General features: G+C 71.7%; 11 protein-coding genes and 3 tRNA genes. 9 read left to right on the top strand and 5 right to left on the bottom strand.

What is annotated here, in order from left to right:
• Positions 1–5: 5 nt before the first annotated feature.
• Entirely contained in the window at positions 6–2831 is a 2826-nt protein-coding gene (locus tag OG956_RS18345; protein ID WP_443065574.1) for a SpoIIE family protein phosphatase, read from the top strand.
• A 76-nt stretch (positions 2832–2907) separates the two neighbouring features.
• Here the strand turns inward: OG956_RS18345 and purL are convergent, their stop codons facing one another.
• Genes purL through purS form a run of 3 tightly spaced genes read right to left on the bottom strand, consistent with a single transcriptional unit; the run spans position 2908 to position 6103 of the window.
• Complete coding sequence (purL, locus tag OG956_RS18340) at positions 2908–5166, bottom strand: phosphoribosylformylglycinamidine synthase subunit PurL (protein WP_330339047.1); 2259 nt, start codon at positions 5164–5166, stop codon at positions 2908–2910.
• Complete coding sequence (gene purQ, locus OG956_RS18335; protein WP_330339046.1) at positions 5163–5843, bottom strand: phosphoribosylformylglycinamidine synthase subunit PurQ; 681 nt, start codon at positions 5841–5843, stop codon at positions 5163–5165. The genes purL and purQ overlap by 4 nt, the downstream gene beginning before the upstream one ends.
• Positions 5840–6103 (bottom strand): phosphoribosylformylglycinamidine synthase subunit PurS, encoded by a 264-nt coding sequence (purS, locus tag OG956_RS18330; RefSeq protein ID WP_015659417.1) that lies wholly within the window; start codon positions 6101–6103, stop codon positions 5840–5842. The genes purQ and purS overlap by 4 nt, the downstream gene beginning before the upstream one ends.
• Positions 6104–6413: 310 nt before the next feature.
• On the opposite strand from purS, the gene OG956_RS18325 reads away from it, so the two are divergent.
• From OG956_RS18325 to OG956_RS18290, 8 genes are all read left to right on the top strand, one after another.
• Positions 6414–6731, top strand: coding sequence for a histone-like nucleoid-structuring protein Lsr2 (locus OG956_RS18325; RefSeq protein WP_031164632.1), 318 nt, complete (start codon positions 6414–6416; stop codon positions 6729–6731).
• A gap of 187 nt (positions 6732–6918) precedes the next feature.
• Positions 6919–6990: transfer RNA gene (locus OG956_RS18320), tRNA-Gly, on the top strand.
• Positions 6991–7072: 82 nt separating this feature from the next.
• Positions 7073–7145: transfer RNA gene (locus OG956_RS18315), tRNA-Gly, on the top strand.
• A 191-nt stretch (positions 7146–7336) separates the two neighbouring features.
• Positions 7337–8275, top strand: a complete 939-nt coding sequence (locus tag OG956_RS18310) for an ABC transporter ATP-binding protein (protein WP_330339045.1) — start codon at positions 7337–7339, stop codon at positions 8273–8275.
• A gap of 152 nt (positions 8276–8427) precedes the next feature.
• Positions 8428–9171: an ABC transporter permease gene (locus tag OG956_RS18305; RefSeq protein ID WP_330342880.1), complete on the top strand. Its 744-nt coding sequence runs from the start codon at positions 8428–8430 to the stop codon at positions 9169–9171.
• A gap of 18 nt (positions 9172–9189) precedes the next feature.
• Positions 9190–10446 (top strand): sensor histidine kinase, encoded by a 1257-nt coding sequence (locus tag OG956_RS18300; RefSeq protein WP_330339044.1) that lies wholly within the window; start codon positions 9190–9192, stop codon positions 10444–10446.
• Positions 10443–11057, top strand: coding sequence for a response regulator transcription factor (locus tag OG956_RS18295; RefSeq protein WP_330339043.1), 615 nt, complete (start codon positions 10443–10445; stop codon positions 11055–11057). The genes OG956_RS18300 and OG956_RS18295 overlap by 4 nt, the downstream gene beginning before the upstream one ends.
• A gap of 23 nt (positions 11058–11080) precedes the next feature.
• A tRNA-Gly gene (locus OG956_RS18290) sits at positions 11081–11153 on the top strand.
• 46 nt (positions 11154–11199) lie between these two features.
• Here OG956_RS18290 and OG956_RS18285 read toward each other — a convergent pair.
• Positions 11200–12099: a phosphoribosylaminoimidazolesuccinocarboxamide synthase gene (locus tag OG956_RS18285; RefSeq protein WP_330339042.1), complete on the bottom strand. Its 900-nt coding sequence runs from the start codon at positions 12097–12099 to the stop codon at positions 11200–11202.
• A gap of 166 nt (positions 12100–12265) precedes the next feature.
• Positions 12266–13756, bottom strand: coding sequence for a N,N-dimethylformamidase beta subunit family domain-containing protein (locus OG956_RS18280; protein ID WP_330339041.1), 1491 nt, complete (start codon positions 13754–13756; stop codon positions 12266–12268).
• Between the last annotated feature and the right edge of the window lie 33 nt (positions 13757–13789).

Genomic DNA, 13789 nt, shown 5'->3' with positions numbered 1-13789 from the left:
AGCCTATGCCTCCGCGGCACGGTCCTTCAGGCCCTTTTCGAGCACGGCCAGCCGGGCGGTGCCGAAAGTGTTATGAAGGGTACGTGGAGGTGCCTTTCGGGCGCTCTCGTCAGCTCCCTCGCCTGATCAACCCTCGCAGCTCGGCCGGGCAGGTGTTCCTTCTCCAGGTCCTGATCGTGCTGCTCCTCGTCTCCGCCGCGGTGGCGGGGCTGGTGACGCAGGCAGCGAACGACGCCTTGCGGGAGGGCCGCCGGGCGTCGGTGGTCGCGGCCGAGTCGTTCGCGAACGCCCCGGGCACGGCCCCGGCACTGCGCAGCCGGCACCCCACGGCGGTGCTGCAGCCGCGGGCCGAGGCGGCGCGCAAGCGGGCGGGCGTGGACTTCGTCGTCGTCATGAACACCCAGGGGATCCGCTACACCTACCCCTATCCCCGGGAGATCGGGAAGAAGTTCGTCGGCACCCTCGCACCGGCGCTGCACGGCCACACCGTGGTGGAGCAGGCCGGCGGGCCGCCCCTGCCGGCCGGCAAGGGGACGGACGTACAGGCGGTGGTGCCGGTCACCGACGCGCACGGCACGGTCGTCGGACTGGTCTCCGCCGGCCTGACGGTGAAGAACGTGGCTCACCTGTGGCTGCCGCAGCTGCTGATGGCCCTCGGCGCCGGCCTGGCCGCGCTGGTGCTGGCCGGGACGGGCACGACGCTGGTGGCCCGGCGGCTGCTGCGGCAGACGGGTGGCCTGGCCCCGGCAGAGCTGGCGGGGATGTACGCGCACCATGACGCGGTCCTGCACGCCGTACGGGAAGGAGTGCTGATCACCGACGCCGGCGGGCGGCTGGTCGTCGCCAACGACGAGGCCCGGCGCCTGCTGGGCCTGTCCGTGGGAGCACCGGGCGCCTCGGTGCTGGACCTGGGCCTGCCGGAGGCGCTCACGGCCCTGCTCACCTCGCCGGACGAGGTCACCGACGAGGTGTGTCCCGTGCGGGACCGGCTGCTCGCGGTGAACAAGCGGCCCACGTTCCCGGGCGACCGCCGGAGCGGCAGCGTCGTCACCCTGCGCGACACCACCGAGCTGGCGACGGTGTCGGGCCGGGCCGAGGTGGCGCGGGAGCGGCTGCGGCTGCTGTACGAGGCCGGAATGCGGGTCGGGACGACGCTGGACGTGCGGCGCACGGCGCAGGAGCTGGCCGACGCGGCGGTGCCCCGGTTCGCCGACCTCGTCACGGTGGATCTGCTCGAACCGGTGCTGCACGGATGGGAACCGACGGCGGAGGGCTGGCGCTGTCTGCGGCGCACGGCGATCGGCGGCGCGCAGGAGCTGATGCCGGTGTATCCGCTGGACGACGTCATCGCGCTGTCGTCCGGCACTCCGCAGATGCTGGCGCTGCAGCGGGGCACCGGCGTGCTGGAGCCGGACCTGTGGCGGGCGCACGGCTGGCGGGAGCAAGCTCCCGAGCGCACGCGCACGGCCCTGGAGCGGGGGATGCTCTCCCTGGTGGCCGTGCCGCTGCGGGCGCGGAACGTCACCCTGGGCGTGGCGAACTTCTACCGGACCCGCCGGTCCCCGGCGTTCGAGCCGGAGGATCTGTCCTTCGCGGAGGAGCTGACGGCGCGCGCGGCGGTGGCCATCGACAACGCCCGGAGGTTCACCCGGGAGCACGCGACGGCCGTGACGCTGCAGCACAGCCTGCTGCCGCGCGGGCAGCCCGAGCAGGACGCGCTGGAGGTGGCCTGGCGGTACCTGCCGGCCGAGGCCGGGGTGGGCGGCGACTGGTTCGACGTCATCCCGCTGCCGGGCGCACGGGCGGCGCTGGCGATGGGCGACGTCGTCGGTCACGGGCTGCACGCGGCGGCCACGATGGGGCGGCTGCGCACCGCGGTGCACAACTTCTCCTCCCTGGACCTCCCGGTGGACGAGGTACTGGGGAAGCTGGACGACCTGGTCGTCCGCATGGACAACGAGGACTCCACCGGCGACGGCCGCGAGGGAGAGGGCGTGACGGGGGCGACCTGCCTGTACGCGATCTACGACTCGGTGACGGGGACCTGCACCATCGCCCGTGCGGGGCACCCCGTCCCGGTGGTCGTCGCTCCGGACGGGACGGTGCTCTGCCCGGAGGTGCCGGTCTCCGCGCCGCTCGGTCTGGGCGGCTACCCCTTCGAGACCGCCGAGCTGCACCTGCCGGAAGGCGCACGGCTGGTGATGTACACCAACGGCCTGGTGGAGGACCGTGCGCGCGACCTCGACGCCGGGCTGGACGCACTGCGCCGGACGCTGGCCACGGCCACGGGGTGCACTCCGGACGAGACCTGCCAGGCGGTGATCGACGCCCTGAAACCCGCGCACCGCCGCGACGACGTCGCGCTCCTGGTGGCACGCACCCGGCTGGTCCCGCGCTCCCGCCTCGCCGAGTGGGACGTGCCGCCCGACCCGGCGGTCGTGCCCTCGGTGCGGGCCCGGTGCAGGGAGAAGCTGGAGCAGTGGGGGCTGGAGGAGGACGCCTACACCACGGAACTGATCGTCAGTGAGCTGGTCACCAACGCCATCCGGTACGGCGCCCCGCCGGTCACCCTGCGGCTGCTGCGCGGGCGCTGCCTGATGTGCGAGGTCTCGGACGCCAGCAGCACCTCTCCGCGCCTGCGGCGGGCGGCGACCATGGACGAAGGCGGGCGGGGTCTGTTCCTGGTCGCGCAGTTCGCCCAGCGGTGGGGGACGCGGTACACCCCGCGCGGCAAGGTCATCTGGGCGGAACGGATGCTCCACGACGGCGCGGCGCCCGCTGCGGCCCACACCCCGGTCGACGTCCTCCTGGAGCAGTTCGGCGACCTGTGAGCCCGGCCCCGGGCGGACACGGCGGCGGCCCGCGCCACCCGTCGGGGTGGTGCGGGCCGCCGCCGACGCGGGCGGGTCAGGCCAGCAGCGCCGGGATGGTCTCCTCGTGGGCCTTCCGCAGCTCCTCCAGCGTGAGCGTGAACGCGCCCTGGACCTCCACCGTGTCTCCGTCCACGACACCGATCCGGGTGGCCGGCAGGCCCCGCGCACCGCACATGTCGTTGAAGCGGACCTCCTCCGAGCGCGGCACCGCGACGATCGCGCGGCCGGCCGACTCGGAGAACAGGAAGGTGAAGGCGTCCAGGCCGTCCGGTACGACCAGACGGGCGCCCTTGCCGCCGAGCAGCGCGGACTCCACCACGGCCTGGATCAGACCGCCGTCGGAGAGGTCGTGCGCGGAGTCGATCATGCCGTCGCGGGAGGCGGAGATCAGGATCTCGGCCAGCAGCCGCTCCCGCTCCAGGTCGACCTTCGGGGGCAGGCCGCCGAGGTGGTCGTGGATCACCTGGGACCAGGCCGAGCCGCCGAACTCCTCGCGGGTGTCGCCGAGGAGGTAGATCAGCTGGCCCTCCTCCTGGAAGGCGACCGGAGTGCGGCGGGCGACGTCGTCGATCACGCCCAGGACCGCGACCACCGGCGTCGGGTGGATCGCCGCCTCGCCGGTCTGGTTGTAGAGCGAGACGTTGCCGCCGGTCACCGGCGTGCCGAGCTGCTGACAGGCGTCGGCCAGACCGCGCACGGCCTCGGCGAACTGCCACATCACGGCCGGGTCCTCGGGCGAGCCGAAGTTCAGGCAGTCGGAGACCGCGAGCGGCTTCGCGCCCGTCGTCGCCACGTTCCGGTACGCCTCGGCCAGCGCCAGCTGCGCGCCCGTGTACGGGTCGAGCTTGGCGTAGCGGCCGTTGCCGTCCGTGGCGATGGCGACGCCGAGGCCGGTCTCCTCGTCCACACGGATCATGCCGGAGTCCTCCGGCTGGGCGAGGACGGTGTTGCCCTGCACGAGGTGGTCGTACTGCTGGGTGATCCACTTCTTGGAGGCCTGGTTCGGGGAGGCGACCAGCTTCAGGACCTGGTCCTTCAGCTCCTCGCCGGTCTCCGGCCGGGGCAGCTTGTTCGCGTCGTCGGCCTGGAGGGCGTCCTGCCAGTCCGGGCGGGCGTACGGCCGCTCGTAGGTCGGGCCCTCGTGGGCGACCGTGCGCGGGTCGACGTCCACGATCTTCTCGCCGTGCCAGAAGATCTCCAGCCGGTCGCCGTCGGTCACCTCGCCGATGACGGTGGCGATGACGTCCCACTTCTCGCAGATCTGCAGGAAGCGCTCGACCTTCTCCGGCTCCACGACCGCGCACATGCGTTCCTGCGACTCGCTCATGAGGATTTCCTCGGGAGACAGGGTCGAGTCACGCAGGGGCACGTCGTCCAGGGTGACGCGCATGCCGCCGGAGCCGTTGGAGGCCAGCTCGGACGTGGCGCAGGACAGGCCCGCCGCACCCAGGTCCTGGATGCCGACGACCAGCTTCTCCTTGAAGGCCTCCAGGGTGCACTCGATGAGCAGCTTCTCCTGGAAGGGGTCGCCGACCTGGACCGCGGGGCGCTTCGACGGCTTGGCGTCGTCGAAGGTCTCCGACGCCAGGATCGAGGCGCCGCCGATGCCGTCGCCGCCGGTCCGGGCGCCGTACAGGATGACCTTGTTGCCGGCGCCGGAGGCCTTGGCGAGATGGATGTCCTCGTGCCGCATCACACCGATGGCGCCGGCGTTGACCAGCGGGTTGCCCTGGTAGCAGGCGTCGAAGACGACCTCGCCGCCGATGTTGGGCAGGCCCAGGCAGTTGCCGTAGCCGCCGATGCCGGCGACGACGCCGGGCAGGACGCGCTTGGTGTCGGGGTGGTCGGCCGCGCCGAAGCGCAGCGGGTCCACCACGGCCACCGGGCGGGCGCCCATCGCGATGATGTCGCGGACGATGCCGCCGACACCCGTGGCCGCGCCCTGATAGGGCTCGACGTACGACGGGTGGTTGTGCGACTCGACCTTGAAGGTCACGGCGTAACCCTGGCCGACGTCCACCACGCCCGCGTTCTCGCCGATGCCGACGAGCAGCGCGTCGCTCTGCGGCGCCTTCTCGCCGAACTGGCGCAGATGGACCTTGGAGGACTTGTACGAGCAGTGCTCGGACCACATGACCGAGTACATGGCGAGTTCGGCGCCGGTCGGGCGGCGGCCGAGGATCTCCACCACCCGCTCGTACTCGTCCTTCTTCAGGCCCAGTTCGGCCCAGGGCAGCTCGACGTCGGGGGTCGCGGCCGCGTGCTCGACCGTGTCCAGAGGCGTCCGGCTCATGCGTTGACCAGCTTCTTGAGGATCGAGGTGAAGAACGGGAGCCCGTCGGTACGGCCCGTGCCGACCAGCGGCTCGACGGCGTGCTCGGGGTGCGGCATGAGGCCGACGACGTTCCCGGCCTCGTTGGTGATGCCGGCGATGTCCCGCAGCGAGCCGTTCGGGTTGAAGTCGAGGTACCGGAAGACCACGCGGCCCTCCGCCTCCAGCTTGTCGAGGGTGTACTCGTCGGCGACGTACCGGCCGTCCATGTTCTTCAGCGGGATGTGGATCTCCTGGCCGGCGCGGTAGTCGCTGGTCCAGGCGGTCTCCGCGTTCTCCACCCGCAGCTTCTGGTCGCGGCAGATGAAGTGGAGGTGGTCGTTGCCGAGCATGCCGCCCGGGAGGAGGTGGGCCTCGGTGAGGATCTGGAAGCCGTTGCAGATGCCGAGGACCGGAAGTCCTGCCTTCGCCTGCTCGATGACGGTCTCCATCACCGGCGAGAACCGGGAGATGGCACCGGCCCGCAGATAGTCGCCGTAGGAGAAACCGCCGGGCAGGACGACGGCGTCGACCTGCTTGAGGTCCTTGTCCTTGTGCCACAGGGCGACCGGCTCGGCGCCCGCGAGACGGATCGCGCGCTGGGCATCCTGATCGTCGAGGCTGCCCGGGAAAGTGACGACGCCAATACGAGCGGTCACTTCGCCGCCTCCGCCACTTCTTCGACCTTGACGGTGAAGTCCTCGATCACGGTGTTCGCGAGGAAGGATTCCGCAAGATCGTGGATGCGGGCGAGCGCGGCCTCGTCGACCGGCCCGTCAACCTCCAGTTCGAAACGCTTTCCCTGACGGACGTCCGAGATCCCTTCGAAACCCAGGCGCGGCAGCGCACGCTGGACCGCCTGGCCCTGGGGGTCGAGGATCTCCGGCTTGAGCATGACGTCGACTACGACGCGTGCCACTGGCACTCCCGGTGTGTGGTGCTGAGCAGGTCCCTTCAGACTACCCGCACAAAATTTCTACGCGAGTAGAGTTGTAGGAAACTACGTGAGGCGCATCACGATCGGGTGTCGGAGCCGCGCGCCCGCGAAAAGTTCTGGGAAAGTTCCACAGTCCGCCCCGTTCACCTATTGTCTTCGGACACGCGGACGGATTTAGTCGGGCTTCACTTTGCAATGCCGGGCACTGTACAAATGAATTGGCAATAGCCGATACTCGGCACGTCATCGCCGTTGAGCTGTATCGACGTGCCGCACGAAGGGACCGATATTCGTGGCGCAAAAGGTCGTGGTCACGCTCTTTGACGACATCGACGGCTCGGAAGCGGCGGAAACGATCGCCTTCGGACTCGACGGCAAGTCGTACGAGATCGACCTGAACGAAACCAACGCCAAGAAACTGCGCAAGGCGCTCGCGCCCTACGTCGAGGCCGGCCGCAAGCGGTCGCGCTCCGGCAAGGCGTACAAGCAGACGGAGGTCGCGCCCGACCCGGCGGCCGTCCGCGCCTGGGCCCAGGCCAACAAGATGGACGTCCCGGCCCGTGGACGCATCCCCAAGAAGGTCTACGAGGCGTTCAGCGCCGCGCAGTGAACCCCGCCCCGGGGTGGCGAAGCCCGCGAAGGGGCAGTCCTCAGGGTCCGTCAGCGAGCCCTGAGGGCCGCGCACTTGGGCATACCGGGCAGCAGGGGGAGCCGACTTGCGCGACCCCCCTGTTGATCAGCTAATGTCTGGGACACGCCGAGGGGCGAGGCCGGAAAGGCGAAACCCCGAGGAGCGTGCGGGTGTAGTTCAGTAGTAGAACATCCCCCTTCCAGGGGGAAGGCGCAGTGTGCGATTCCTGTCACCCGCTCCGGCACCGCTTGTCACGACCACTCCTGTGGATCAGGTAGGCTGGTGCTCGCACCGATCGGTGGGAGCCGGTCGGGAGCAGTGCGGACGTAGCTCAGTTGGTAGAGCGCAACCTTGCCAAGGTTGAGGTCGCGAGTTCGAGCCTCGTCGTCCGCTCGGGAGAAAGACCCCGGTCCAGTGGACCGGGGTCTTTTCGTTGCCCCGACGCCCCGACGCCCCGACGCCCCGATGCCCCCGGTCCTCGATCCCCGGATCCGCGCGATCCCGGTCCCCCTTCTGACATTTGTCATGCCGGGCGATGACACCGCGCACTGCCGATCCGGCCCGCCCGCCGGAACGCTGAGGGCATGGACATCGACGAACACGAGCACGTGATCGAGGTCAGCGGCCTCCGGCGTGTGTACGGGGGCGGGTTCGAGGCCGTGCGCGGCATCAGCTTCTCGGTGGCCCGCGGGGAGATCTTCGCGCTGCTGGGCACCAACGGGGCGGGCAAGACGTCCACGGTCGAACTGCTGGAAGGACTCGCGGAGCCGGCGGACGGCCGGGTCCGGGTCCTCGGCCACGATCCCTACCGCGAGCGGGCCGCCGTACGCCCGCGCACCGGCGTCATGCTCCAGGAGGGCGGCTTCCCCTCCGAGCTGACCGTCGCCGAGACCGCCCGCATGTGGGCGGGCTGTACGAGCGGGGCCCGGCCGGCGGAGGAGACGCTGGCCCTGGTGGGCCTCGCCGGGAAGGCCGGCGTCCGGGTCAAGCAGCTGTCCGGGGGCGAGCGGCGGCGCCTGGACCTGGCACTCGCGCTGCTCGGCGAACCCGAGGTGCTGTTCCTCGACGAGCCGACGACCGGGCTCGACGCCGAGGGGCGCCGCGACACCTGGCAACTGGTCCGCGCACTGCGCGAGTCCGGGACGACCGTACTGCTCACCACGCACTACCTGGAGGAGGCGGAGGGCCTCGCCGACCGGCTCGCGATCCTGCACCAGGGGCGCATCGCCGCCTCGGGGACCCCGGCCGAGGTCACCGCGGGCCGCCCGGCGCGGATCTCGTTCGAGCTGCCCGAGGGCTACTTCCTCGGCGACCTGCCCCCGCTCGCCGGCCTCGGCGTCAGCCGGCACGAGACGGCCGGGAGAGTCGTACGGCTGCACACGGCACATCTGCAGCGGACCGCCACCGCACTGCTGACCTGGGCCGAGCGGACCGGACTCGAACTGCGGGACCTCGACATGCGGTCGGCCTCACTGGAGGAGGCGTTCCTGGAGATCGCGCGGGAGCGGGAGGTGGCGCGGTGAACGGCGTGAGTCGGGCGACAGCAGAGAACGGGGTGGGTCAGGTGGACGACGTGAACGCAGCAGCCGCCGGCCCCGGGGGAAGCGGCGTGCGCGCGGTCCGGGCGGGCAGCCGTGGCGGCAGCGGAGTCGCGCGGGCTGCCGCCGGGCGGCGGATGCGGGCGTTGGGGCGGGCCGAACTGGCCCTGCTCGGACGCAACCGCAGCGCCGTCTTCACCGCGCTCGTCATGCCGCTCGCCGTGCCGTTCAGCATGCGGCCGGCCCTCGACCAGCTGGACCTGAAGAAGGAGGGACTGAACATCGGGGTGGTGCTGACGACCACCGCGATCGGGTTCTCCTTCCTCTTCGCCGTCTACACGTCCCTGGTCAGCGCCTACGTCGCCCGCCGGGAGGAACTCGTCCTCAAACGGCTGCGCACCGGTGAACTCTCCGACGCCGAGATCCTCACCGGCACGGCCCTGCCCGCCGTCGGTCTCGGCCTCGCCCAGGCGGTGCTGCTGTGCACCGGCTGCGCCGTGCTGCTGCACACCGGCGCGCCCAGGGCGCCGTACCTGACCCTCCTGGGGCTGGCGGCGGGGCTCGTGCTGAGCGCCGCGCTCGCCGCGCTCACCGCGTCCTTCACCCGGAGCGTGGAGAGCGCACAGGTCACCGCGCTGCCCCTGGTGGTCGTCTCCATGATCGGCTCCGGCATCACGATCCCCACCGAGGTCCTGCCCGACCGGCTCGCCTCGGTCTGCGAACTGCTTCCGCTGTCCCCGGCGGTCCGGCTCGTCCGTGCGGGCTGGACCGGCCAGTCGAGCATCCACGAGACACTGGTCACGGCGGCGACCGCGGTGGCGTGGCTCATCGTGGCGATGTGTGCGGTACGGCGGTGGTTCCGGTGGGACCCACGCCGCTGAGGAAAGGGGGGCGCGCGGATGGTGGGGCGCATACGGCGCTGGCAGCAGCGGCACTGGGGTGAGCGCAGCAAGGCCGAGCGGGTCGAGCTGTTCAGCGTCCTCACCTGGTACTGCACGGTCTGGTTCATCATGGCCTGCTGGGTGCTGCTGCCGCTGGTCGGCGGCGGTCTCGCCCACCGGCCCGCGGCGTCCGTCCTCGGCGCCCTCCTCGCCCTGCTGGCGGTGCTGCAGTGCGTGCTGTCGAACCGGCTCACCCGGCCCGCGCTCGACCACTACCTGGGCCGCACCGAGCTGCCGGCCGGCGCGCACCGCGCGCCGGCCGTCCTGCTGGGGCTGGCGTGCGCGCTGCTCGTGGCGCTCGCCGCACTGCACGCGGCCCAGGCGATGACGGTCCGGTTCGCGATCGGTGGCCTGGTGCTGCCGTACGCGCTGCTGTACGGACTCACGGTCCCCACCGGTGTGTTCCTGCGCCGGGCGGCGCTGTTCACGGTCCTGCTCACGGCTGCCGTCGGGCTCGCCGACCACGACGGCGTCGGTCTGGTGGCGACCGCTGCGATGAGCATCTTCCAGGTGATCTTCGCGCTGCTCGCCGGCCGCTGCGGAGCCTGGACCCTCGCCGTGCTGTGGGAGGCGGAACGGGCCCGGGAGGTCGAGGCCCGGCTCGCCGTCGCCGAGGAACGGCTGCGGTTCGGCCGGGATCTGCACGACGTGCTGGGGCGGAACCTGTCGGTGATCTCGCTCAAGAGCGAGCTGGCCGTCCAACTGGCCCGGCGTGGGCGGCCGGAGGCCGTGGAACAGATGATCGAGGTGCAGCGGATCGCGCAGGAGTCCCACCGGGAGGTGCGGGCCGTCGTACGCGGCTACCGGGAGGCCGACCTCGGGGCCGAACTCGCCGGCGCGCAGGGCGTCCTGGCGGCCGCCGGCATCGACTGCGAGGTCCGGGCGGAACCCGCAGGGCTGCCCGCCGACGTGCAGTCCGCCCTCGGCTGGGTGGTGCGCGAGGCGACCACCAACGTGCTGCGGCACGGGGACGCCGGGCGATGCGTGCTGTGTCTGCGGGTGTCGCAGGAGTGCGTGGTGCTGACGGTGGAGAACGACGGGCTGGCCGGAACCCCCGACGGGGGTGGGGGTTCCGGGCTCGCCGGACTGCGGGAGCGGCTCGCGGTCGTCGGCGGGACCCTGGAGGCCGGGCCGGTCGACGGCGGCCGCTTCCGGGTGACGGCAGAGGTGCCGCTGAGGGATGTCGGGCAGAAAGTGAGCGAAGTCATCTCATGAGCACTCCGGTACGGCTGTTGCTCGCCGACGACGAGCATCTGATCCGGGGCGCGCTGGCCGCGCTGCTGTCCCTGGAGGACGATCTCCTGGTCGTCGCGGAGGCGGCCAGCGGCCCCGAGGCGCTGGCGATGGCGCGGGCCCACGCACCCGATGTGGCGGTGCTGGACCTTCAGATGCCGGGCGCCGACGGTGTGAAGGTCGCCACATCCCTGCGCACCGAACTGCCCGGCTGCCAGGTACTGATCGTCACCGGGCACGGGCGGCCCGGCCACCTGAAACGGGCCCTCGCGGCCGGTGTGCGCGGGTTCGTCCCCAAGACGGTCAGCGCCCAGCGGCTCGCCGAGATCATCCGGACCGTGCACTCCGGAAGCCGCTATGTGGACCCGGAGTTGGCCGCCGACGCGATCTCCGCCGGGGACTCCCCGCTCACCTCGCGGGAGACCGAGGTGCTGGAGCTGGCCGCCGACGGCGCGCCGGTCGCGGAGATCGCCGAGCGGGCCGCGCTGTCCCCCGGGACCGTACGGAACTACCTCTCCTCGGCCGTCACGAAGCTCGGCGCCGAGAACCGTCATGCGGCAGTGCGTCTCGCCCGGGAGCGAGGTTGGGTATAGTTGCTCTCGCGCCACGGCGCAAGGCGGACGTAGCTCAGTTGGTAGAGCGCAACCTTGCCAAGGTTGAGGTCGCGAGTTCGAGCCTCGTCGTCCGCTCCGGAGAAAGACCCCGGTCCACTGGACCGGGGTCTTTTCGTTGACCTTAGCTCCAGGTCATGCCCGTGAGCCGCTCGTAGGCCTCGATGTACTTCTGCCGGGTCGCCTCCACGACCTGCGGCGGCAGCGGCGGCGGGGGCTGCTCGCTGCGGCGGTCCCAGCCGGACTCGGCGGAGGTGAGCCAGTCCCGGACGAACTGCTTGTCGTACGACGGCTGGGCGCGGCCCGGCTGCCACTGGTCGGCCGGCCAGAACCGGGAGGAGTCGGGGGTGAGGACCTCGTCGGCGAGGACGAGCGTGTCGCCGTCGAATCCGAACTCGAACTTGGTGTCCGCCAGGATGATCCCCCGGTCCCGGGCGATGTCCCGGGCACGGGAGTACACGGCGAGCGTCATCTGGCGCAGCTGGGCGGCGGTGTCGGCGCCGACCTGGCGGGCCGCCTCCTCGTAGGAGACGTTCTCGTCGTGCTCGCCGACCTCGGCCTTGGTGGCCGGGGTGAAGATCGGGGCGGGGAGTTCCGAGCCGTCGACGAGGCCTTCGGGGAGGGCGAGGCCGCAGACCGTACGGGACTCGTTGTACTCCAGCAGGCCCGAGCCGGTCAGGTAGCCGCGGGCCACGCACTCGACCGGGACCATCCGCAGCGACTTGCAGACCAGCGTGCGGCCCGCCCAGTCGGCGGGGGCGCCCTCGGGCAGCTCGGTGCTGATCACGTGGTTGGGGGCCAGGTCGCGCAGCTGGTCGAACCACCACAGGGAGAGCTGGGTGAGGACACGGCCCTTGTCGGGGATCTCCGTGGGCAGCACCCAGTCGTACGCGGACATGCGGTCGCTGGCGACCATCACGAGGTCGCCCGCCTCGTTCTGGTACAGCTCGCGCACCTTTCCGGTGTGCAGGTGCACCAGGCCCGGAACCTGGATCGGCTCGGGCTTTTCTACGAATCCGGACACGGTTCCTCCCCGTGGTTCTGTCCAAGTGCCTCGATTCTCCCTTATGGGGGCGATGGGTCCCGGCCAGGGGTCTCGCGACGGCCGGTCGGGGGATCGGGACGGTCGGCGAGAGGGATCGGGATGGCCGGTCGGGGTGACCGGTCGGGGTGACCGATGGCGGCGGCTGTCAGTCGCGTTTGCAGATGCGGTCCAGGAGGTTCGCCGTGGCGCGCTGGACACGGGTGTCCACATGGCCGGGGCGGTCCAGGGCCGGGGACCAGGCGAAGGTGCCGGAGGCGAAGACCCAGGCGCCGGAAGGGGCGCGGTACAGGGAGGTCTCCTGGTGGCGCAGGACGCCTTCGCTGTCGGTGTAGGGGGAGTGGGCGAGCAGGACGCGCTCCTCGTGCACGGGCAGCGGGGTGCGCGGGAAGTACCGGTCGGCCTCGCCCGCGACCAGGCCGGGGATCTCGTCGCCCTCGCGCGCGCCGGTCGCCTCCCACAGCCAGTGGTCGGCGTTGCGGACGATCAGCGGATGCGGCTCGGGCACCCGGCCCGCGTACTGGATGCCGATCAGCTGCTGCTCGGGCCGGTCGATCTCGCGCCACAGCACCGGCTTTCCGGGGCCCTTGCGCTTGCGGCACGTCAGCAGCCGGTCCGGGACACCGGACGGGGACGGCCCCAGCTCCACCTGCCAGTACATGGTGTTCGCGGAGAGGAACACCAGCGAGGTGCCCCGGTCGCGGGCCTCCTCCACGGCCCGGCGCATCGGCACCGACCAGTACTCGTCGTGCCCGGGGAAGACCAGGCCCCGGTAGCGGCCGGGATCGACACGGCCGGCGTGCAGATCGCGGGCCTCGGCGTAGGCGAGGTCGTAGCCGTAGCGCTCGGCCCAGCGGATGAAGTCGTAGGCGTGCCCGACGTGCAGCGGCAGGCCCGCGCCCGCGTACGGGCGGTCGAAGGAGACCGTCGTCGCCGCGTCGGCCTCGCCGAGGAGGCAGCCCTCCTCGTCCCAGGCGTGGTACAGGCTGGCGCCCGTACGGCCGTCCTCCGGGTACAGGTTGTACGCCTGCCAGGTGATGTCCGGCAGCAGCAGGAGCAGGTCGGCCGGGTGGTCGTCGCGGATCGTGAAGGGCACGTGGGAGCGGTAGCCGTCGGCGGTGGTCAGGACGGCCACATAGGCGCCGATGGGCCAGTGCGAGGGCACCTGGAGGCGCCAGGACAGCCACCAGTGGTGGCAGGAGACCGTGCGGTCGGCGGTCAGCGGCGGAGGCTGGACGATGCCGGACAGCCGCGGGCTGGTGGTGATCTTCGCGGCGCCGTCGCCGCCGTAGTGGCCGATCCGGTAGATGTCGACGCTGAACTCCTGCGGCGGGTCGACCGTGACGTGGAAGTCGATCGCCTCGCCGGGCGCGACCGCGCCGGTGGAGGTGAAGCCCTTGATCTGGCGGTGCACGTCGTCGGCCGAGCGGGGGCCGGGTACGCGCGGGGCGGGACGGGCGGGGCCGACGCCGGTGAGCGGCTGCGGGCTCGGGTCGACGTACCAGGGCACGACGTGGCCGGTGTCGTCGAAGTAGGTCTCGCTGCCGCGCAGCCAGGGCACCGGGCCCTGGCCGAAGGGGTCCGTGACGGCGTGCGCGAGTGCTCCGGACTCCCAGCGGCGGATGTGGTCCGAGGCCATGATCGCTCCCCTCCCTCGTCCCCCGTGTGGTCC

Origin of the sequence: Streptomyces sp. NBC_00557 (assembly GCF_036345995.1) — a bacterium.
GTDB lineage: Bacteria > Actinomycetota > Actinomycetes > Streptomycetales > Streptomycetaceae > Streptomyces.
This window is presented reverse-complemented; position numbering and strand designations above follow the sequence as displayed.